Annotated in this window: 26 protein-coding genes and 1 pseudogene; 8 read left to right on the top strand and 19 right to left on the bottom strand. The window is 65.1% G+C overall.

Annotation, left to right across the window (positions count from 1 at the left end):
- From VFF99_RS19755 to VFF99_RS19740, 4 genes and pseudogenes are all read left to right on the top strand, one after another.
- Window positions 1-224, top strand: a pseudogene (locus VFF99_RS19755) (branched-chain amino acid ABC transporter substrate-binding protein); the annotation flags it as partial.
- Between the two features lie 129 nt (window positions 225-353).
- Window positions 354-1088 carry an aspartate/glutamate racemase family protein gene (locus VFF99_RS19750; protein WP_325020641.1) on the top strand — a complete coding sequence of 245 codons (735 nt, stop codon included), beginning with the start codon at window positions 354-356 and terminating at the stop codon, window positions 1086-1088.
- A 31-nt stretch (window positions 1089-1119) separates the two neighbouring features.
- Window positions 1120-2133 carry a type I asparaginase gene (locus tag VFF99_RS19745; protein WP_325020640.1) on the top strand — a complete coding sequence of 338 codons (1014 nt, stop codon included), beginning with the start codon at window positions 1120-1122 and terminating at the stop codon, window positions 2131-2133.
- A 58-nt stretch (window positions 2134-2191) separates the two neighbouring features.
- Window positions 2192-3385: a benzoate/H(+) symporter BenE family transporter gene (locus VFF99_RS19740; protein ID WP_325020639.1), complete on the top strand. Its 1194-nt coding sequence runs from the start codon at window positions 2192-2194 to the stop codon at window positions 3383-3385.
- A gap of 10 nt (window positions 3386-3395) precedes the next feature.
- Here VFF99_RS19740 and VFF99_RS19735 read toward each other — a convergent pair whose 3' ends face one another.
- Genes VFF99_RS19735 through VFF99_RS19700 form a run of 8 tightly spaced genes read right to left on the bottom strand, consistent with a single transcriptional unit; the run spans window position 3396 to window position 8086 of the window.
- Window positions 3396-4250, bottom strand: a complete 855-nt coding sequence (locus VFF99_RS19735; RefSeq protein WP_325020638.1) for a DMT family transporter — start codon at window positions 4248-4250, stop codon at window positions 3396-3398.
- The gene (locus tag VFF99_RS19730) at window positions 4251-4625 is read right to left on the bottom strand and encodes a 5-carboxymethyl-2-hydroxymuconate Delta-isomerase (RefSeq protein ID WP_325020637.1); all 375 of its coding nucleotides are present in this window, start codon (window positions 4623-4625) and stop codon (window positions 4251-4253) included.
- A 5-nt stretch (window positions 4626-4630) separates the two neighbouring features.
- Window positions 4631-5518 (bottom strand): PhzF family phenazine biosynthesis protein, encoded by an 888-nt coding sequence (locus VFF99_RS19725; RefSeq protein ID WP_325020636.1) that lies wholly within the window; start codon window positions 5516-5518, stop codon window positions 4631-4633.
- Window positions 5519-5830, bottom strand: coding sequence for a cupin (locus VFF99_RS19720; RefSeq protein ID WP_325020635.1), 312 nt, complete (start codon window positions 5828-5830; stop codon window positions 5519-5521).
- Between the two features lie 4 nt (window positions 5831-5834).
- On the bottom strand, window positions 5835-6215 hold the full coding sequence (locus VFF99_RS19715) for a VOC family protein (RefSeq protein WP_325020634.1): 381 nt from the start codon (window positions 6213-6215) through the stop codon (window positions 5835-5837).
- Window positions 6212-6706, bottom strand: a complete 495-nt coding sequence (locus VFF99_RS19710; protein WP_325020633.1) for a DUF3291 domain-containing protein — start codon at window positions 6704-6706, stop codon at window positions 6212-6214. Before VFF99_RS19710 ends, VFF99_RS19715 begins: the two co-directional genes overlap by 4 nt.
- A gap of 16 nt (window positions 6707-6722) precedes the next feature.
- Window positions 6723-7709: an NADPH:quinone reductase gene (locus tag VFF99_RS19705; protein WP_325020632.1), complete on the bottom strand. Its 987-nt coding sequence runs from the start codon at window positions 7707-7709 to the stop codon at window positions 6723-6725.
- A gap of 26 nt (window positions 7710-7735) precedes the next feature.
- Complete coding sequence (locus VFF99_RS19700; protein WP_325020631.1) at window positions 7736-8086, bottom strand: DUF2917 domain-containing protein; 351 nt, start codon at window positions 8084-8086, stop codon at window positions 7736-7738.
- A gap of 142 nt (window positions 8087-8228) precedes the next feature.
- Between VFF99_RS19700 and gcvA the strand changes: the two genes are divergently transcribed.
- Complete coding sequence (gene gcvA / locus VFF99_RS19695) at window positions 8229-9131, top strand: transcriptional regulator GcvA (RefSeq protein ID WP_325020630.1); 903 nt, start codon at window positions 8229-8231, stop codon at window positions 9129-9131.
- Here the strand turns inward: gcvA and VFF99_RS19690 are convergent, their stop codons facing one another.
- The 11 genes from VFF99_RS19690 to VFF99_RS19640 all read right to left on the bottom strand — a co-directional run bounded on the left by VFF99_RS19690 (window position 9132) and on the right by VFF99_RS19640 (window position 17574).
- The gene (locus VFF99_RS19690) at window positions 9132-9401 is read right to left on the bottom strand and encodes a DUF493 family protein (protein WP_325020629.1); all 270 of its coding nucleotides are present in this window, start codon (window positions 9399-9401) and stop codon (window positions 9132-9134) included. It abuts the gene before it with no gap.
- 61 nt (window positions 9402-9462) lie between these two features.
- Window positions 9463-10308: a D-amino acid aminotransferase gene (locus VFF99_RS19685; RefSeq protein ID WP_325020628.1), complete on the bottom strand. Its 846-nt coding sequence runs from the start codon at window positions 10306-10308 to the stop codon at window positions 9463-9465.
- 10 nt (window positions 10309-10318) lie between these two features.
- Window positions 10319-10603 (bottom strand): DUF1330 domain-containing protein, encoded by a 285-nt coding sequence (locus tag VFF99_RS19680; protein ID WP_325020627.1) that lies wholly within the window; start codon window positions 10601-10603, stop codon window positions 10319-10321.
- A gap of 56 nt (window positions 10604-10659) precedes the next feature.
- A complete protein-coding gene (locus tag VFF99_RS19675; RefSeq protein WP_325020626.1) occupies window positions 10660-11805 on the bottom strand; it encodes a D-alanyl-D-alanine carboxypeptidase family protein in 1146 nt (381 codons plus the stop codon).
- 97 nt (window positions 11806-11902) lie between these two features.
- Window positions 11903-12526 (bottom strand): alpha/beta hydrolase, encoded by a 624-nt coding sequence (locus VFF99_RS19670; RefSeq protein ID WP_325020625.1) that lies wholly within the window; start codon window positions 12524-12526, stop codon window positions 11903-11905.
- A 1-nt stretch (window position 12527) separates the two neighbouring features.
- The gene (locus VFF99_RS19665; protein WP_325020624.1) at window positions 12528-12845 is read right to left on the bottom strand and encodes a (2Fe-2S) ferredoxin domain-containing protein; all 318 of its coding nucleotides are present in this window, start codon (window positions 12843-12845) and stop codon (window positions 12528-12530) included.
- A 51-nt stretch (window positions 12846-12896) separates the two neighbouring features.
- Window positions 12897-14048 (bottom strand): VanZ family protein, encoded by a 1152-nt coding sequence (locus VFF99_RS19660; protein WP_325020623.1) that lies wholly within the window; start codon window positions 14046-14048, stop codon window positions 12897-12899.
- Window positions 14049-14112: 64 nt separating this feature from the next.
- The gene (locus VFF99_RS19655; protein ID WP_325020622.1) at window positions 14113-14718 is read right to left on the bottom strand and encodes an ABC-type transport auxiliary lipoprotein family protein; all 606 of its coding nucleotides are present in this window, start codon (window positions 14716-14718) and stop codon (window positions 14113-14115) included.
- A 12-nt stretch (window positions 14719-14730) separates the two neighbouring features.
- Complete coding sequence (locus tag VFF99_RS19650) at window positions 14731-15666, bottom strand: MlaD family protein (RefSeq protein ID WP_325020621.1); 936 nt, start codon at window positions 15664-15666, stop codon at window positions 14731-14733.
- Window positions 15656-16453, bottom strand: coding sequence for an ABC transporter ATP-binding protein (locus VFF99_RS19645; RefSeq protein ID WP_325020620.1), 798 nt, complete (start codon window positions 16451-16453; stop codon window positions 15656-15658). Before VFF99_RS19645 ends, VFF99_RS19650 begins: the two co-directional genes overlap by 11 nt.
- Window positions 16453-17574 carry an ABC transporter permease gene (locus VFF99_RS19640; RefSeq protein WP_325020619.1) on the bottom strand — a complete coding sequence of 374 codons (1122 nt, stop codon included), beginning with the start codon at window positions 17572-17574 and terminating at the stop codon, window positions 16453-16455. Before VFF99_RS19640 ends, VFF99_RS19645 begins: the two co-directional genes overlap by 1 nt.
- A 100-nt stretch (window positions 17575-17674) precedes the next feature.
- On the opposite strand from VFF99_RS19640, the gene VFF99_RS19635 reads away from it, so the two are divergent.
- Genes VFF99_RS19635 through VFF99_RS19625 form a run of 3 tightly spaced genes read left to right on the top strand, consistent with a single transcriptional unit; the run spans window position 17675 to window position 19929 of the window.
- Window positions 17675-18466 carry a biotin--[acetyl-CoA-carboxylase] ligase gene (locus tag VFF99_RS19635; protein ID WP_325020618.1) on the top strand — a complete coding sequence of 264 codons (792 nt, stop codon included), beginning with the start codon at window positions 17675-17677 and terminating at the stop codon, window positions 18464-18466.
- A gap of 3 nt (window positions 18467-18469) precedes the next feature.
- Window positions 18470-19237 carry a type III pantothenate kinase gene (locus VFF99_RS19630; RefSeq protein ID WP_325020617.1) on the top strand — a complete coding sequence of 256 codons (768 nt, stop codon included), beginning with the start codon at window positions 18470-18472 and terminating at the stop codon, window positions 19235-19237.
- A complete protein-coding gene (locus tag VFF99_RS19625; RefSeq protein WP_325020616.1) occupies window positions 19234-19929 on the top strand; it encodes an SPOR domain-containing protein in 696 nt (231 codons plus the stop codon). The genes VFF99_RS19630 and VFF99_RS19625 overlap by 4 nt, the downstream gene beginning before the upstream one ends.
- Window positions 19930-19984: the final 55 nt, after the last annotated feature.

Raw genomic sequence — 19984 nt, 5'->3', positions numbered from 1 at the left:
TCTATGCACCGTACGTCTATGACGCGGTGATGGTGATGGTCGAAGCCATGAAGAAGGCCAACTCCGCCGAGCCGGCGAAGTACCTGCCGGAACTGGCGAAGATCAACTACAAGGGCGTGACCGGCAACATCGCCTTCGACAGCAAGGGCGACATCAAGGAAGGCACGCTGACCCTGTACACCTACAAGGGTGGCCAGCGCCAGCAACTGGCTGTGACGAAGTAATCCACTTCGTTTCCGGCGGCGGCGCTTGAGCGCCGCCGCCGGTTCAGCTTCACCTCACGCGAAATACCGCCTGCAACCGGGGCGTGCCGCTGGCCCAATCCCTGGTTCCAGTATTTCGAGATCCATTCCATGCAAGCGAATCCTGTCCCCATCCTGGCCTCACGCAAGAAAATCGGCATCATCGCCGGCTCGGGACCCGAGGCGGGTATCGACTTGTGGACCAAGCTGCTGGCCGCAAACCGCAGGATGCATGGAGAACGTTTTCGCGGCGACCTCGATGCGCCGGACGTCACCATCCTCTCCGAATCCACGCTCGGGCTTTCAATGGAACTGGCGGAAAATGACGAGGCCGTATGGCAATGCCTGCGCCGCACCGCCGAGGCCATCTCCCAGCGCGTCGATTATTACGCCATCGCCTGCAATACCCTGAACTACTACCAGCCGCAGCTCGACGCCCTGGGCCTGCCGGCGACACTCGTATCGTTTGCCGACGCCGTCACCGCATTCGTGCGGGAGAACCGCATCGAACGCGTCGCCCTGCTGGGAGCGCGCCCCGTCACCGATCTCGGACCGTGGTCGCACTACCGCGCGCTCGCCGCGCATGTCGCCATCGAACTGCCCAGACCGGCACAGGCCGCGCAGCTGCACGAGTTGATCTATGACGTGAAGACCTACGGCGGCAATGTCGACCATATCCGCCGCCGTTTCCGGGACATTCTCGACACGCTCGAGTCGGACACCGTCCTGCTCGCCTGTACCGAGCTGCCCCTGATCCCGGCCGAGGTGACAGGCAAGCAGGTGGTGGACGTCACCGATCTCGTCGCGCACAAGCTCGCGCGGTTGGCGAACGGCCAGCAACCGTAACCAGGACCAGCACCAGGACCAGCGCAAAGCGATGAACGGAAAACACATCGGATTGATTTATACCGGCGGCACCGTCGGGATGACGATGACAGCCCAGGGGTACGCGCCGATGCAGGATTTCGCCGGCGCGCTCGCACAGTTGCTTGCGTCGACGGGCGAGACGCTGCCGCGTTACACGCTGCATGCCTATCCCGTTCCCATCGACAGCGCCAACGCCACGCCCGAGGACTGGCGCGCCATCGGCGGCGACATTGCCGCACGCTACAACGACTATGACGGTTTCGTGGTGCTGCACGGCACCGACACCATGGCGTACACCGCCGCCGCCTTGTCTTTCATGCTGCAGGGGTTGCGCAAGCCGGTAATCGTCACCGGCTCGCAGATTCCCCTCGGTGCCGCGCGCTCGGATGCGCCGCAAAACCTCATCACCGCCCTGCAGCTCGCTGCTTCCGGGCGGATCAACGAGGTCGCGGTGTATTTCAATCAGCGCCTGCTGCGCGGCAACCGCACGACCAAGCTGAGCACCGAAAGCCTCGGCGCCTTCGACAGCCCGAACTATCCGCGGCTGGCGGAAGTCGGCATCCACGCGCGCTTCAATGAAGCGGCGCTGTTGCCGCGCGCCGCCTCGGAGCGCTTCGAGCTCCCCGCATACGGACGCCATGTGGTGCTGCCGATCCGCTTTGTTCCCGGCATGCCGGTGGCGGCAGTGCGGGCCTTGCTTGACCTGAAGCCGCATGCGGTAGTGCTGCAGTGCTACGGCGCCGGCAGCGCGCCGGACCGCGACCCCGCACTGATGGAAATGCTGGCGCGCGCGAACGAAGCCGGCGTGGTGCTCGCCGCATGCAGCCAGTCTCCGCACGGGCAGGTCGCCATCGGCACTTACGCTGCCGGGGCGGGCATGACCGCCGCCGGCGTGGTCGGCGCGCGGGACATGACCTTCGAAGCGATCGTCGCCAAACTCCACCACCTGCTGGCTACCGGCCTGCCGCCGGAATCCGTGCGCGAGGCACTGCTGCGCGAACTGAGCGGTGAACTGACGGCGTGATCGTGCTACGCTAGGCCGCTTGTCAAACACGCGGCTCCCGCAGCGCCGCCCACGCGTCATGCAATTCATCAAAGACCTGTCACTGCCTCCCGTGATCGCGGGCTTCGTCACCGTACTTGTCGGATTCACCAGTTCGGCCGTCATCGTGTTCCAGGCCGCCAATGCCGTCGGTGCCTCGCCCGGGCAGGTCGCTTCCTGGATGTGGGCGCTCGGGTTGGGCATGGGCGCAACCTGCATCCTGCTGTCGCTGCGCTATCGCGTGCCCGTCGTCACCGCGTGGTCGACGCCCGGGGCGGCGATGCTGATTACCGGCGCGGCGGGGGTTTCCATTGGCGAGGCGACGGGCGCCTTCCTCGTCTCCGCCGCGCTGATCACGGTCTGCGGATTTTCCGGCTGGTTCGAGCGCATGATCAACCGCATTCCGGTCTCCATCGCCTCGGGCATGCTCGCCGGGGTGCTGCTGCGCTTCGGCATGGATGTGTTCGTCGCAATGAAGACGCAGTTCATCCTCGCGCTGGCCATGTTCATCGTCTACCTCGCCGGGCGCAGGCTGATGCCGCGCTACGCCGTCATCACCACGCTCGCAGTCGGCATTGCCATCGCCGCCGCGCAGGGCTTGCTGCACATGGATGGCGTGCGGTTGGAGTTCGCGCGGCCGGAGTGGGTGATGCCCGCGTTCTCGCTGCCGGCATTGATCGGCGTTGCCTTGCCGCTGTTCGTCGTCACCATGGCCTCGCAGAACGTGCCCGGCGTTGCGGTGATCCGCGCCTCCGGCTACAAGGTGCCGATCTCTCCCGTGATCGGATGGACCGGCGTCACCAACCTCGTGCTCGCGCCGTTCGGGGCTTTTGCACTCAATCTTGCCGCCATCACGGCAGCAATCTGCATGGGACGCGAAGCGCATTCGGACCCGGACCGGCGCTATGTGGCCGCCGTCGCCGCGGGCTTTTTCTATCTGCTGATCGGATTGTTCGGCGCAACGGTCGGTGCGGTGTTCGCAGCCTTCCCGAAGGAACTGGTCCTGGTGATTGCGGGGCTTGCCTTGTTCGGGACCATCGGCAACGGACTCGCCGCCGCGCTGGCCAACGAAGGCGAGCGCGAACCCGCGCTCGTCACCTTCCTCGTCACCGCATCCGGCGTCACGCTGTTCGGCATCGGCGCGGCATTCTGGGGGCTGGTTGCGGGCGTGATCGCCATGCTGGCGCTGCACGGATGGAAGCCGGCGCAGGGAGCCGCGCCGGCGGGCAAATAACGCCAGCCGGTCAGGCCGGCCGTTCCTTCTTGCGCGGCCCGAGTTCGCTCAGGACGAGCGCTGCGATCACGACGGCGCCGCCGGCCATGCCGCGCCAGCCCAATACTTCACCGAGCCACATCCAGCCGAACAGGGCGGCGAAGACCGGTTCCAATGCGAAGATCAGCGCCGCCTTTTCGGCCGCCACGCGGCGCTGGCCGACCGCCTGCAGGAACAGCATGCCGGCCGTGGCGACGGCGCCGAGGTAAAGCAGCGTCTCCGCATGGGCGGCGGCACGCGACGGCAGCGTCGCCAGCGCCTCCGGCGACTGCATCAGCATCCACAGCGTACCGAGCACGGCCATCACCACGATCTGCGTGGCAGCGAGATGCCGTGCGTCGTGATGCGCGGATCGGCGCGACAGCACGATCACGTACAGCGCATAGGCAAGGGCGCACACGATGGTCGCGGCATCGCCGAGCAGGTGGCCGCCGCCTTCCCATGACATCAGCCCGATTCCCATGCAGGCGAGCGCGCCGGCGGCCAATGCAAGCCATGTCAGGCGGCCCCCGAAGGCCAGTCCGAGCAGCGGCACCATCAGCACGTTCAGACTGGTCAGGAATGCGCTGCGGTTGGACGAGATGAACTGCAAGCCGTAGGCCTGGGCGACATACGAGGCGAGGCCGAGCACGCCGAGCAGCGCGCCGTCGGCCCATGCGCGGCGCGACGCCCCGCGCAGGAAGGGCGCCATGCAGGCGGCGGCGACGAGGAAACGGAATGCGGAAATCTCGACGCCGCCGAGATCGGCGGACGCGGACTTCAGCAGCGGAAAGGTAGTGCCCCAGACCAGGGTCACCAGCAGCAGGATCAGGACGCCGGGATTCATTCAGCGCCCGTCGTTTGCGTTCAGGATGTCCTTGGCATAGCTCGCGCGGTCGATATCCAGCACTTCGACGCACAGTTGCACCGCAAGGCCGGCAGCCTCGGGGCATGCGGCGCGCAGCACGCGCAGCAGCGAAGCCGACAGCGCGCTCTTGATCTCCGGCGAACGCCCGCTGAGGATGGCGAGCTTGACATGCGCGAACGCATGTCCGGACGGCGCGGTGCCGACGTACCAGGTGTCGAGCGCGATCGCACGGCTCTTGATATCCGTGTCGGTGAAATGGCCGGACTCCACCAGCGCCTGGTTCAGGGCGAGCAGGGTGCGGCCGGGTTCGAGTTTGTCGAGGTTGGTGGTGTATTCGAGTGTCAGGTGGGGCATGGTGTTCAAAGCGTCACTATCCGGTTCCCGGTCAGCCTTGCCTTGCCGCCCGCGACCAGTTTTTCGATGTGTCCGCCTGTCGTCTCCAGCCGTACATGAATGATGCTCGGCGATGGCGGGGACATGAGGCGGCCCTGTTCGACGAGGATATCACCTTCGCCGCGGATTTTTAACCGGTCGTACAGGTAGCAGGCCAGCGGGCCCGCGGCCATCCCTGTCGCAGCCTCCTCGGGGATGCCATAGTGCGGTGCGAACATGCGTGCGCCGGCATGACGTCCGGACAGCTGCGACTGGGGCGAGAACGGATAGAAACCGACCAGGTCCAGCTGTTCCCCGATTGCGCCGATGGCTGGAAAATCGGGGCGGATAGCTTTCATCGCTGCCTCATCCTTGAGCGGGATGACCAGGAAGGAATTGCCCGTGTTGACGACCACGGGCTGGTGTCCTTCCAGCAGGTCCTCGAGACCAAGGCCGATTGCGGCCAGCGCGCCGGCAGCATCGATCCCGCGCGTCGCCGCGCCGAGTTCGATATAGCGCGGCGCGTGTTGTTCCATGAAGGCCATCTCGCCATCGATGAAGATCTCGCGCGTGCCATCGATGGTTTCCTTCGAGCTGCGCGCGGACGGGATGCGCCCGATCTGCTTCAGGTAGGAAAAGCTGGCGATGGTCGCGTGTCCGCAGTGCGGGATCTGTCGCGTCGGCGTGAAGAACTCGAGCTTGAAATCCGCGCATTCCGAAGGCGAGATGAATGCGGTTTCGGAAAGGCCGGCGAGGGCGGCGATGCGCTGCTTCTGCTCGGCGCTGTAGGCTTGCGCATCGAGCACCACGCCCGCCGGATTGCCGCCTTCGCCGTTGTCCACGAAGGCATTGACGATCTGGACCTCGACGTTCATCTACACGCTGCCTTCTTTTTCGATCACCAGAATGCGCGCCGCGCCGCGCGGGTGCGCGACATGCTCGCAGCCGATGCCGGCAAAGAAGACATCACCGGTGTTCAGCACCGCCACATGCTCCGTGCCATTCTCGCGGTAATGCATGTCGACGGTGCCGTCGAGCACGGCGAACACTTCCTCGCCGTCGTTGACGTGCCATTTGTAGGGCGCGTCCGTCCAGTGCAGGCGCGTGGTGACGCCATTCATGTTTGCAATGGGCAGCGCGCCCCAGGCGCGCTCGGCCGTGAACTCCCTGCTGCGAATGACTTTCATGTGTTTATTCCTCTCCCTGTTCGATGATGTGACAGACGGCTTCGACATTGTTACCGTCCGGGTCGAATACCATTGCTGCAAAAAAATTCCGGTGATAGATGTCCAGCACTTGCGGCGGCTTGTTCGGCTTGGCGCCGGCTGCGAGCGCCGCTTCATAGAAGGCGCGGACCTCGTCGCGGGTGCGCGCGGCGAATGCGAAGTGTGACGGCGTCCGTGGCGCGGTTTGCCGGCCCAGCCAGAAACTCTCCAGCCCGTCCTTGCCGAACCCGGCCCAGCCGCCAACTTCGCGAATGTAGCGGATACCCAGCGGGGCAAGTGCCTGAACGTAGAAGCGTTGGCTGTTTTCGAGATTGGCCACAGCCAGGCCGAGATGATCGATGCTCATTGTGCGTGTGGCTCCAGGGACGAGGCGCAGCGGACGATGGTGCCGGGCGCCGGGAACAGTTTGGCAAAGGAAAAGGCGAATTCGCTTTCGCCGTTGAGCTGCAGGTAGTGCAGGCGCTCCTTGGCTTCGGCAATGGTCGGCACATCCCCGGCGGGTATCCACCAGAGCGCGACGTAGGCGTCGCCGAAGCGGGCGAACCACTCCTTGCGCTGGCGCATGACCTGTGCATGCGCGCTGCGATAGACGAACTGCTTCAGGTGCTCCGGCGATTCCCAGACCGACAGGTTGATCAGGATGCGCTCGTCTTCATACGGCTGGAGCGAGGTGGCGTTGCCGGCATCGGTTTTCAGGCGCCAGACAAAGCCGGGGCTGGATTCGGCAAGCGCATTGATTTCGTCGAGCCGGGCGGCAAAGCCGGCCATCACCGGGCCGTCCATCGGGCCGAGGGCGCGGCCGATGTTGACCTGTGCAAGGTGGCAGCAATCTTTCATGAAGTTCTCCGGCGCGTCATTCGATGGACAGCACGACATTGCCGACTGCCTTGCCGCTCTCCACCAGTTCATGCGCCTCGGCGATGCGCGCCAGGGGCAGGCGGGCGGCGATGTTGTGCATCAGCGCGTTTTCTTCCAGCAGCCCGGTCAGTCCGGCAAGCGCCGCGGCACGGTCCGCCGGCGACAGGTTGTAGACGATGAAAAAGCGCATCCGGATGTTCTTGAGGATGGACGGCACGAAGGGAACGCCAATTTCCGGGCTGTTGCTGCCGTAAACCACGAGTTCGCCTTCCGGCTTGAGCATGGCGATGTCCTGGCCGACGTTGGCGCCGAAATCGACTTCGATGATGCGATCGACGCCCGCGCCGTCGGTCGCGGCCAGTACCGCGGCGACGAGGTCTTCCGTCCTGTAGTTCAGGACCACGTCGGCGCCCGCATCCCTGGCCAGCGCCGCCTTTTCGGCGCTGCTCACCGTGGCGATCACTAGCGCGGCGCCGGCTCGCTTGGCCATCTGCACCGCGTAGTTGCCCACCGCGCCGGCGCCGCCGGCGACCAGCACGCGTTTGCCGGCCACCCCGCCATCGACATACACCGCCTGCCATGCGGTCAGCGCGGGAATGCCGAGGCAGGCGCCGACCTCGCCGGGAATACCATCGGGCAGCGCAACGGCCTGGGCGGCCGGCAGCGTGATGTACTGTGCGGCCGTGCCATCTGCGCGCCCCCAGGCAGCATTCCATGTCCACACGCGCTGGCCGATGCGGCCGGCGTCCACGCCTTCACCCACCTGGTCGATCACGCCCGCGCCGTCGCTGTGCGGAATGATGCGCGGGAAGGGAAGGGTGGAATTGCGCACCCCGGCCCTGGTCTTGACGTCGGATGGATTGACCCCCGACCAGGAGAGCCGGATCCGGACCTCGCCCGGCCCGGCGGCCGGGGTGGCGACCTCGGTCACGTTGAGGACTTCCCTGGCGGGGCCGGTGCGGGTGTAGATGGCTGCTTGCATGTACGCTTCCTTTGCCGGGCGTCGCGTCAGCACGCGTCGCAGGTGCGATGACGTTTGAGAGAGGTCTGGACCACTGCATGCCCGGTGATTCCGTGCAGGAACCCTGCCACGCGCTGTCCGATGCCTTTCAGGATACGGCCGGCGTTCGGGCGGCGCAATTCCACGCTCGCGTCCTGGTCGGCTTCGAGCACGGTCAGGCGGCCCGGCACGGCGGTGAAGGTATCGCCCGCATGCAGGAAGTAGTCGTGCTTGATGCCTTCGACGGTAATCCAAACGCGGCCGCGCTGGATGCGCAGGGTATCGGCGCGGTCAGGCGTGCCGGAAACGGCGTGGCCGGTGGGAATGCTGAGTGTCCTGTTTGTGAATAGCCCTCTCATGATATCGCTCCTGGAATGTCGGGAAGGATGCCGCTGCAGGCTTGCAGGATGGCTTTTTCCGTCTCCGTGAAAGCATCATAGTCCTTGTCATGCGCCGTTCTAAACGATATATTTTTGATTCTCTTGTTAGTATCGCTCACATATGGCTGACTTCAGGCGACTTCCCAACCTGGCTGCGCTGCGCGCCTTCGAGGCGGCCGCGCGGCATGGTAATTTCTCGCGCGCGGCCGAGGAAATCCATGTGACCCATGGAGCGATCAGCCACCAGGTGCGCGCGCTGGAAGAGGAGCTGGGCGTGGCGCTGTTTGCGCGCCACGGCAAGCGCATTTCCATCACTCCCGAAGGCGAGCGCTTTGCGACCACCTTGCGCAAGGCGCTGGGGGATATCGCCGCCGCCGCGGCGGCGCTGCAGGCCGACAGCCGGCAGAACCGGCTCACCGTGACCTCCTTGACCTCGTTCGCGGCACGCTGGCTGTCGCCGCGCCTTGGTCGCTTCATCGAGCTGTATCCCGACATGGAGGTCATGCTCCAGTCCAGCAACCAGCTGACCGACTTCGTGCGCGAGTCGGTGGATATCGGCATCCGCTTTGGCCGCGGCAACTACCCCGGCCTGTCTGCCGAAAAGCTGACGGACGATTATTTCTATCCGGTGGTGAGCACGCGCTTCAACCACGGCAAGCTGCCGCGCACGCCGGAACAGCTGGCGAAACATCCCTTGCTGCGTTGTGAAATGGAACCGTGGACGCCGTGGTTCAGGGCGGCGGGGCTGGACTTCCTGGAGCCGACAGGCGGGCTGGTGTTCCAGGACTCGTCGATGCTGGTGCGCGCGGCGGTGGAAGGGAACGGCATTGCGCTGGCGCGCCATTCCCTCGCCTTCTCGGATATCGAATCGGGCGAGCTGGTGCGGCTGTTCGACGTGGCGATCCGCTGCCCGCAGTCCTACTATCTCGTCTGCCCCCCGGAGTCGATGCACAAGCCGCAGGTGCAGGCGTTCAGGAACTGGATCCTGGAAGAGGTGGCGCGCCTGGCGCAACCGGTGGTGTGATTACAGGACGACTTTCACCATCGGATGCGAGGACAGCGCGCGGTAGAGATTGTCGAGCTGTTCCCGGCTGGTGGCGCGCACGGTGACGGTGAGCGAAAGGTAAGTGCCCTTGGACGAGGGGCGCATTTCCATCTTGCCGGCATGGAAGGTCGGGTCGTACGCCGTGACCACGTCTACCATCGTCTGGGCGAAATTTTCCTGCATGACGCCCATGATCTTGATCGGGAAATCGCTCGGGTACTCGATGAGGCTGTCGGTGGATTGGGACATGGCAATGCTCGCTGCGCCGCTGCGGATGTCGCATGACGGCAGAATCTTCAATGCCGGTATTTTACGCCCTCTTGGCATCCTGGTAAGCCGCGTACAGCTTGCCGAACAGCGGGCCCGGCTTGCCGCCGTTCACCGGCAGGCCGTCGATGGACACGACGGCGAGCACTTCGCGCCCGGCGGAGGTCAGCAGGACTTCGTCGGCGGCAAACACTTCATCGCGCGCGATGGCCTTGAGCGCGAACGGGATGCGGCAGGCCGCGCACAGCTCTTGGAGCAGACCGTAGCGGATGCCCTCCAGGACGCGATTGTCTTTCGGCGGGCCATACACGGTGCCGTCGCGCACGATCCAAACGTTCGATGACGCCCCCTCGCTGAGGAAGCCTTCGCGGAACTGGATCGCTTCCAGTGCCCCATTCTCTGCTGCGTGCTGTGCGGCGAGCACGTTGCCCAGCAGGGAAACGGACTTGATATCGCAGCGCATCCAGCGCAAGTCTTCCGTCGTCACGCAGCGCACCCCATTGTTGACTGCTTCCGCGTCAGGCGGCGTGTAGGGGTTGGTCATGATGAACACGGTCGGCTTCACCTCTGCGGGGAAGGCATGGGCGCGCTTGGCTACCCCGCGCGTCACTTGCATGTACACGAGCTGTGTATCGTCCGGGCATGCGTCCGTCACCTTTCCGATCAGTGCCATCCATTCATCCTCGCTGTACGGGTTGGGGATACCGATGGCCGCGAGGCTGCGGAACAGGCGCGCCATATGCTGCTTCGCGCGAAACATCTTCCCGCCGTAGATGGGGATGACTTCATACACGCCGTCGCCGAAGATGAAGCCCCGGTCGAGCACCGGGACCTTCGCCTCCGACAAGGGCGTGAATTCGCCGTTCAGGTAGACGAGCGGGTCGTGCATGGCGCTTCCTTCAGGTTTCGTAGCTGACGAGGGTGACGTCGGCGCCGGCATCGCGGATCGGGATGAGCGCCTGATATTCGGGAGAGTCGTGCCATCCGAGAAGCGCGGCCGCGTCGGGAAAACGGGCGACGACGGCATCGGTATGGGTGTGGGTGCCGTTGAGGACCTTGAGCTGCTTGCCGCGGAAGACAAGCTCGCCGCCCCAGGCAGTGATGGTGGCCCCGACCTTGTCGCGGTACTCCGCCCATCGGGCGGCGTCCTTGATCGTGATATGGCCGATGATGTATGCAGGCATGGCGTTCTCCGTTCCGTTGGGAGACGCAGGGTGCATGCCTGCACCCTGCAGCGGCGTTACTTCATCCACAGGCGCATGGAATCCCATGCGCGGCCGATGATGCTGGCCTGGTTGACCTGTTCCAGCGCCACGACGGGCAGCTCGGTCAGCGCCTTGCCGTCGACCATCATTTTCAGCGTGCCGACCTTGCTGTTCTGCGCCACCGGCGCGACCAGCGGGTCCTTGCGCTCGAGCACCGGCTTCATCTTGTCCGCCACGCCCTTCGGCACGGTGACATACACGTCCTGCGTGAAGCCGATCTTCACCTGGCCCTGCGAGCCCTTCCAGACTTCCGGCGTTGCCACCGGCTGGCCCTTGGCGTACAGCTTGACGGTGTCAAAATTCTGGAAGCCCCAGTTCAGCAGCTTCTGGCTTTCCTGCGCGCGCACCTGGTCGGACACCGTGCCCAGCACGACGGAAATCAGGCGGCGGTCGCCGGCGCCGTTCGGGCGCTTGGCGGTGGAGATCAGGCAGTAGCCGGCGGCAGCGGTGTGCCCGGTCTTCATGCCGTCGACGGTCGGATCCAGCCACAGCAGACGGTTGCGGTTCGGCTGCGTGATCTTGTTATAGGTGAATTCCTTGGTCGCGTAAATCTTGTACAGCTCGGGATGGTCCGCGATCATGCGCGTGGCGAGGATGGACAGGTCATGCGCGGTCGTGTAGTTGTCCGGATGCGGCAGCCCGTGCGGATTGGCGTAGCGCGTGTTCTTCAGGCCCATGCGCTCGGCCTCGCGGTTCATCAGGGTGACGAAGGTTTCCTCGGTCCCGGCCACGGCTTCGGCCAGCGTGACGGCGGCATCGTTGCCGGATTGCACGATCAGCCCGTAGAGAAGGTCATTCACCTTCACCGGGGTCGCCGGATCGATGAACATCTTCGAGCTGCTCGGATCGACCTTCCATGCGCGCACGGACACGTTGACCATCTGGTTGAGGTCGAGACGCTTTTCCTTGATGGCGGAGAAAGCGAGGTAGGCCGTCATGATCTTGACCAGCGAAGCCGGTTCGACCCGCATGTTGGCATCCTGCGAGGCGAGAACCTGGTTGCTCGTGGCATCGAGCAGCAGCCAGGACTTGGCGGCGATGGTGGGCGGCGGCAGTGCCTGCGCGAACGCGGCAGTGATCGTGAGGAGGGAGGCCGCAAGGGCGGCAATGAGCTTTTTCATGGATTGTGCAGATTGAAACCCCGCGCGGAGACCGGGCGGAACAAGAGTAAACGAGTGGGAATTATAGCCCCGCAGAAAGCTGCACTTCAGCAGTCTTTCAGCGGTGCCACATTTCGACCACGAAACTCTTTATATGTTGCAACTTGCGGTGAAAAAAGTGATCGGCGCCGGGGATCACGATGACGGGCAGGTCTTGCGGACGCGCCCAGTCCAGGACATCGGCCAGCGGGATCGTGTCATCCTGCTCACCATGGATGAGGATGGTATTGGCGGGAACGTCCGGCATCGCCCATTTTCCGGCGGCGCTGCCGACCAGCACGAGGCGCTCGGCCGGATTGCCGTCTGCGACAAGCCGCTGTTGCAGCTGCGACTGCACGAAAGTGCCGAAGGAGAAACCGCCGAGCGCGACAGGCAGGCCGGGATACTGTTGCTGCATGTGCTGCAGCAGCACTGCCATGTCGTCGGTCTCGCCGCGTCCGGCGTCGTGTTCCCCTTCCGACTTGCCGACGCCGCGGAAATTCATGCGCGCCGTCGCATAGCCGAGGGCGACAAAGGCGCGCGCCAGGGTCTGCGCGACCTTGTTGTCCATGGTGCCGCCGTACAGCGGATGCGGATGTGCGACAAGTGCGACACCGCGCGGCGCTTCGGACGGAAGGTCGAGCGCGCATTCGATGTTGCCTGCGGCGCCGCGCAGGGAAAAGCGCTGGGTCTGCGAGTTCATGTCAGATCTTCAAGCGGTCAACGACATTGCCCTTGACGAGATGCTCATCGATGATCTCGTCGATATCGTGCTGGTCCACGTAGGTATACCAGGTGCCCTCGGGATACACGACCAGCACCGGGCCTTCCTCGCACCTGTCGAGGCAGCCGGCCTTGTTGATGCGCACCTTGCCCTGGCCGCTCAGGCCGAGCTTCTTGATGCGGGCCTTGGCGTGTTCCTGCGCCGCCTGCGCGCCCTTGTCATGGCAGCAAGGACGGCCTTCCTCGCGCTGGTTCAGGCAAAAGAAAACGTGGTGTTGGTAATAAGGCTTGTCAGGCATGTCGATCTCGCAAGAATCCGCTACTTCAAAAGCGGCAATGATACACCCCGGTCAGGACCGCTTCACGCGGTGCGCCGGATGCAGCAGGAACCACAGGGCGAAGAACGGCCAGAAGATCGACAGGAAATGCGCGGCCCCGTTGAAATTGAGGAATTTCCCTTGCGTCCATGCCTGCAGCGTGGCGACAAAATAGGGGTTTGCCGGCACCAGGTTGATGGCAATGAAGGCAAGGACCAGGCAGAGCGCGGCGAGGCGCCGCTGTGCCACGGCTGGCGCATAGGCCAGGCCGCCGAGCATCATCGTCCCGATCACGAGGCCGCCCTTGGCGCCCGGCGTCAGCCATGCGAGCGCATTGGCCGGCGTGAAGAGCACCGCATTGGCCATCACTTTCACTGCGACCGCAATCATCAGGAACAGTGCCAGCAATACCGGTTTCGGCGCCTGCTTGCGCAACAGGATCGACAGGGTCAGTACCGCGCCGATCATCCCGAACGCCGTGATCAGCGTTTCCGCGAGCCAGTATTCCTGCACCGAGAGGTGGATGTCGCTGGCCAGGATCGCGACCAGGTCGACCGGCGTTTCCAGCCAGTCCGACAACCAGTTGGAAAGGACGGGCATCACCTGGCCATGGCCGAACAGGTAGCCCTGCGGGTAAATCTGCGCCAGCGGCCACAGGCCGGCGACAATCAGCCCGCGCCCGGCGTCGGTGATGAACCAGTCGCGGCGCAGCTGCAGCAGGCGGCTTTGTTCAAGGAAGGCACGGGTGAGCAGCGCGCCGAGGAAGGCGCCGACGACGGTGCCCGCCAGGTTGGTCAGGAAATCGAGGTTGGACGAGACGCGGTTGGGCAGGAAGGTCTGTGCCGCTTCCAGCGCGCCCGACAGCAGCAAGCCCGCGAAGATGGCCGCGATCGTCGCCGGCAGGCCGCGCAAGCCGGGATAGAGCGCGAACACCACCAGCATGCCGAAGGGGAGGTAGCCGACGATGTTGGTCGCGACGTCGAAGCCGGTCCAGTAGTGAGGCATCGGCATGATCAGGAACGCCCACAGCGGCAGGCCGATATCGCTCCAGTTGGAGAACGGATACAGGCTGGCGTAGACGATCAGGAAGGTGTACATCAGCAGGCCGGCCCGTGCGAATGTGGACACACTCGCAACCTGGTCCGGTTCGCCGGCGGTGATCTGCGGATTTTCCTCGGAGAGCAAGCTTGGCCTTCTGTGTTGCAGGTAAACGTATTTTCGGCAGATGAGGGTGTTGCGGCAAGCGAAATTATTTCAGGGGAAGGCCCTGCAGCCACTGGATGATGTCGGCGATGGCCGCGTCGCTGGCCGCCGCCAGCGCGGCTGCGCCGCCGCCGGCGTCCGCACTTGGCGCAGGCGCCCGCCGGATGAAGCTTTTCTGCGCCACGAGCGCGCGGCCGCGGAACAGCGATGCGCGCAGCGCGACCTGGCCCGCGCTTTCCCCCGGCGACGTGAAGTGCTGCGTGAAGTCGTCCGCCTCGATGCGCAGGACCGGCACGTCGATCGCCCCGTCCGACGCGGCGAGGGCAACTCCGCCCGCCTGCACGATGCGGGCCTTCAGGTGCTGGGTCAGCAGTTGCGCCGGCGTCATCGTCCAGCGCGCCTGCGCATAGGGGCGGGGTTGTTGCGCGTTGGCGTAATGGAGGCGGTAGAAGATCATGCTGCTGTCGAGCCAGACAGGGACCTGCACCCCCGCGATGCTGACCGCGGGCAGAGGCGGCAGGCCGGTGGGGACGGGTTGCGCGTGCAGCGGACCCAGGTCGTACAGCGTGGCCGATCCGGACTTGCCCCCGATGGCGCAGGCCGACAGCAGGACGCTGCAGGCGAGCGCGACGGCGTAGAAGCACTTTTTCATTATTGTCCTCCCTTAATTCGTCGGCGCGGTGAAGCCCGGCTCGCCCGGTCCCGGCGCGATTTCCGGCGAGCCGAACAACACGCTTTGCGGACGTTCGCTCAGATTGTCCAGCGTACGGTTGAGCGCGCGGATCGTCGCGCGCGCATCGCTGGCAAGCGGCAGTGTGTCATGTTCGATCCGTTCCGCAACGGCGCCGAGCCGCGCAGCGGTATCGGTGACGGTGGCGAGCGTACCGCCGGGCGCATTCATCGTCGTGGCGATGCTGTTCAGGCTGCTCGCCAGCGCGCTCGCATCCTTCGACAACGCATCCAGCGAGGCCAGTGATTTCTGTGCCTGCGCGGTCACGGCGGGCAGTTTTGCCAGCGTCGGTTCGAGCTGGCGCGGAATGGTCTCGAGTTCCGTCGCCGCCTTGCTGACATTGTCGAAGGCGGCGAGGATGGCTTTCTGATTCTCGGGGTTGAGCATGCCGTTGATGCGCGTGGCGACTTCTTCGGTCTGCTCCAGGATGGCCAGCCCGCGCGTCTGCAACTGGTCGAACAGGCTGGGCCGCATCTCGATGCGCGCCACCTGCTCCGGCGTGCTGGACAGCTTGACCGGCTTGCTGCCGTCGTCATCGAGCTGTACGTAGGCGATGCCGGTCACGCCCTGGTAGCCGAGCGTGGCAAAGGTCGATTGCGTGATCGGCGTATCCGGCTTGACGCTGATGTGCACCAGGATCTGTCCCACGACCTGCGGATCGAAGGTGATGGCATCGACCTTGCCGACGTCGAGGCCGCGGTAGCGCACCGCCGCCTGCGGATTGAGGCCGGGCACCGAAAGCTTGGTGGCGATCTGGTAGGGCACGTATTCCACCCGGTCGCGGTTGAGCCAGATGCCGATGAATACGGCGGCGGCCAGCAGCACGATGGTGAACAGGCCGGCGATGAGCGCATGCGCCTTATTTTCCATGATTCGGTTCCATTTCCTTGTCGCGCAATACCTCCAGCGCACGCTGTCCGCGCTCGCCGAGGAAGAAACGCTGTATGAACGAATGCGGCAATGCAATCACTTCCTGCGGCGTGCCGAGCGCAATCACGCGCTTGTCCGCCAGCACCGCGATCTTGGTCGACAGCGCGAACAGCGTGTCCAGATCGTGCGTGACCATCACCACCGTCAGCCGCATCTGCTGGTGCAGGCTGCGGATCAGGGATACAAAACTTTCCGACAGGTCGGGGTCGAGGCCGGCGGTCGGTTCGTCGAGGAACAGCAGTTCCGGTTCCAGCGCCAGCGCGCGCGCCAGCGCGACACGCTTGACCATGCCGCCGGACAGGTCGGAGGGCATTTTCTGCGCATCCTTGGGCGTGATGCCCACCATGTCCAGCTTCAGCAGCGCCGCGTCGCGGATCAGGTCCTCGGGCAGGGCGCCGAGTTCTCGCATCGGCTGCGCGACATTGTCCAGCGCGGTCAGCGCCGAGAACAGCGCGCCGTGCTGGAACAGCATGCCCCAGCGGTTGCGCAAGCGCCGCAACTGCGCGCCGCCGACCTTGTGGATGTCCTCGCCGAACACTTCCACGCGCCCGCTTGTCGGGCGTTCCAGTCCGAGCATCTGCCGCAGCAGCGTGGTCTTGCCCGAACCGGAGCCTCCGACCAGCGACAGGATCTCGCCCTGCTGCACCTCGAGGTTCAGGTCCTGGTGGATGACGAACTGGTCGAACTGCGTCCGCAGGTCGCGGATGCGGATGATCGGCTGCGCCATCAGAAGCCCACTCCCTTGAACACGATCGCGAACACCGCGTCGGCGAGGATGACCACGGTGATGGCGGTCACCACCGACAAGGTGGTTCCCTGGCCCAGGCTTTCGGTATTGGGCTTGATGCGCAGGCCGAAATGACAGGCGACCAGCGCGATCAGGCAGCCGAACACGACGCCCTTGCCCAGTCCGATCCAGTAATTCGGCAAGGGCACGGCGGCCGGCAATTCCTGCAGGAAGTAAGTGGCGGACAAGCCCAGTTCGAGCTTGGCCGCCGCCATGCCGCCGAGCAACGCGACGGCATCGGTCCACACCACGAGCAGCGGCATGGAAACGGCCAGCGCGAGCACGCGCGGCATGATCAGCCGGAAGCCGTGCGGCATCCCCATCACCAGCATCGCATCCAGTTCCTCGGTCACCCGCATGACGCCGAGCTGCGCGGTGATTGCCGATCCGGAGCGGCCGGCAACCAGGATCGCCGCCAGCAAGGGGCCGAGTTCGCGCACGATGGACATGCCGAGGATGTTGACCAGGTAGATGTCGCCTCCAAAGGTGTGCAGTTGCTGCGCCGACAGGTAGGACAGCACCACCCCGATCAAAAATCCCACCAGCGCGGTTATGCCCAGCGCCTGGTAGCCGATATGGAAGATATGCGCCGAGATTTCCTTCCACGGCCCCCGCAAGGGGTGTCTCAGGAAGGTGCCGAGGTCCAGTGCAAGCTGCCCGATCAGGCCGACGAAACTGATCAGGTGGCCGGAAAAATCATGGATCAGCAGCGAGATGCCGCGCAGCGAGTACCAGGGCCGCTTTTCCGGCGGCGGCAGGGTGAGCGCGCCCGACTGCTCGATGCGCTGGAAAACTTCCTCATGTTCCGGCGCCAGCGCCAGCCGGCGGGGACGCGACTTGCCCCACGCATTCCAGAACAGCTGGGCGCCGATGTGGTCCAGGCCGGTGACCTGCGTGAGGTCCCACGTGCCGGCATCCTTCGGCAGCGTCTGCAATGCGTTCCTCAGTGCGCGCATCGTCGCCGGGTCGGCCAGCGCATTGACCTGCCATCGCCCGGCGGCGGCAACGGCGGGCTGCGTTCCTTTGCTGATGCTCAGAGTCGGCGCTTGTTCATTTGGCATCGGGATAGTGTAAGGGAGAAAGGCACGAGGGTCATCCCGCGGCACATGACCGGCATCAACGCGATTTAACCTTCGGCAAGCATCCCGCTACAATGTGCGGATGATCACTGTGACTTCCGAGCGCATCGCCGCCCTGTGCCGCTCCGCCGCCCAGCACCTCGATGTGCGGGTGGTGGAAGAAACCGGCTCCACGAATGCAGACCTGCTTGCTGCGTTGCCTACGCTCGCCGCACCGACGCTGCTCGTCGCCCGTTCCCAGACCGCTGGACGCGGCCGCGCGGGACGCAGCTGGCTTTCCGCGCCGGGCAAGTCCCTGACATTTTCCCTCGCCTGGAAGTTCAGCCTGCCGGTGCACGCGCTCGTCGGCCTGCCGCTCGCCGTCGGCGTGGCCATTGCCGAATCGCTGGCCATGTTCAACGTGCAGGTCAGGCTCAAATGGCCCAATGACGTCTTGCACGAGGGCCGCAAGCTTGCCGGTATCCTGATCGAATCCGCCGCCGCAGGCCACGTCCCGCACGACGCGAGCTGGGCGGTGATCGGTATCGGCATCAACATGGCGCTGAGCGAAAGCATGTCGGCCGAAATCGGCCGACCGGTCGCCAGCATTCCCTGGCTGGCCGAGCTGGACCAGGACATGCTGATGGCCACGCTCGCCAGCGGCCTGGCGGAAGCGCTGGTGCAGTTCGAGCACGAGGGACTGAACGCGTTCACGCCGCGCTGGAACGCGCTGCATGCCTATGCCGGCCAGCCGGTGATGATCCTCGACAATGGACGCGTGCAGCAGGAGGGCGTCGCCGTCGGCGTCGACGACATCGGGCGCTTCCTGCTCGATACCCCGGCGGGGCGCCAGGCCATCATGGCCGGCGATGTTTCGCTGCGGCCGAAGGAGTAAACCATGCTGCTCTTGATCGACGCAGGCAATACACGGGTCAAATGGGCGGTAGTGCCCAGCAGCGAGCGCAGCCCGGACGCACTCGGCCGCTGGGCCGAGTCCGGCATGGTCGAACACGCGCAGGTGCGCAGCCTGAGCGATGCCTGGCGGCGGCACCGCGTGGTGCGCGTGCTCGCGTCCAATGTGGCCGGCCAGGCGATGCGCGAGTGCATCGAGCATGTGCTGCTCGGCGCCTTCGGCATGCAGCCCGTGCCTCTCGAATGGTTCGCGTCCGTGCCGACGCTGGCCGGTATCCGCAACAACTATCGCAATCCGGGGCAGCTTGGCTGCGACCGCTTTGCGTCGGCCATCGGCGCGCATGCGCTGTTCCCCGCGCAACCACTGGTGGTTGCCACCTGCGGGACGGCGACTACGGTCGATGCCATCACCGCGGACGGCGTCTTCCTCGGGGGGATGATCCTGCCCGGACTCGGGCTGATGGCGAATTCGCTGGCGAAGAACACCGCGCAACTGCCGCAGGTCGCCGAGCATCTCGACATTGCGGAACCCTTCGCCGACCACACCGACGCGGCCATCGTCAGCGGATGCCTCGCCGCGCAGACCGGAGCCATCGAGCGAGCCGTCGCTGCGCACGCGCGGCACGGCGGCAAGGTGGAATGCATCCTCTCCGGCGGCGCGGCGGCGCTGGTCTCGCCGCACTTGACGGTGCCGCACCGGCGTATCGACAATCTCGTGCTGATCGGCCTGCACAAGGCTGCGATGAATACATGATGTTGAAATTCTTCTTCTGGATCCTGTTGCTCGGCAATGCCGGCCTGCTCGCCTACCAGCACGGCTACTTCGACGCGCTCCTGCCCAGCGGCCGCGAACCCGCGCGCATGAAACAGCAGATCAACGCCGACAAGGTCAGGGTGATTCCTGCGCCGGCAGCGGCGCCCGAACCGCCTCCTGAACCTGCTCCCGAACCCGTATCTGCACCGGTATCGGAAGCGAAAAAGCCGGTCGTGCTCGCCTGCACCGAGATCGGCAACTTCCCGCCCGACGAGGCGAAGCGTTTCAGCGCCGAACTCGCTTCGCTTTCCCTCGGCGACCGCGTGAAGCAGCGCGCGCTGCAGGAGGTTGCGAGCCACATGGTGTACATCCCGCCGCAGGCGGACAAGGAGGGCGCCGACAAGAAGGCCGGCGAGTTGCGCGCGCTCGGCGTGGAAGATTTCTTCATCATCCAGGACAACTCCAGCCTGCGCTGGGGGATTTCGCTGGGGGTCTTCCGTCATGAAGAGGCGGCGCGTGCCCACCTTGCCGCACTGACCCGGAAGGGCGTGCGCAGCGCGCGTATCGGGCAGCGTACGGTGACGTCGAGCCAGGTAGCCTTCCAGTTGCGCGAGCTCGACGAGGATGCGAAAGCGGCGCTCGACAAGGTCAAGGCGGGCTTCCCGAAGCAGGAAGTCCGCGCGTGCAGTTGACTCCGTCATCCCGGCGAATGCCGGGATCCAGCGACGTTAACAGACGCCGCTAAAG

This window comes from Noviherbaspirillum sp. (assembly GCF_035654295.1).
Taxonomy (GTDB): domain Bacteria; phylum Pseudomonadota; class Gammaproteobacteria; order Burkholderiales; family Burkholderiaceae_D; genus Noviherbaspirillum.
Note: the sequence above shows the minus strand (reverse complement) of the source record. Positions and strands in the feature narration are given on the sequence as shown.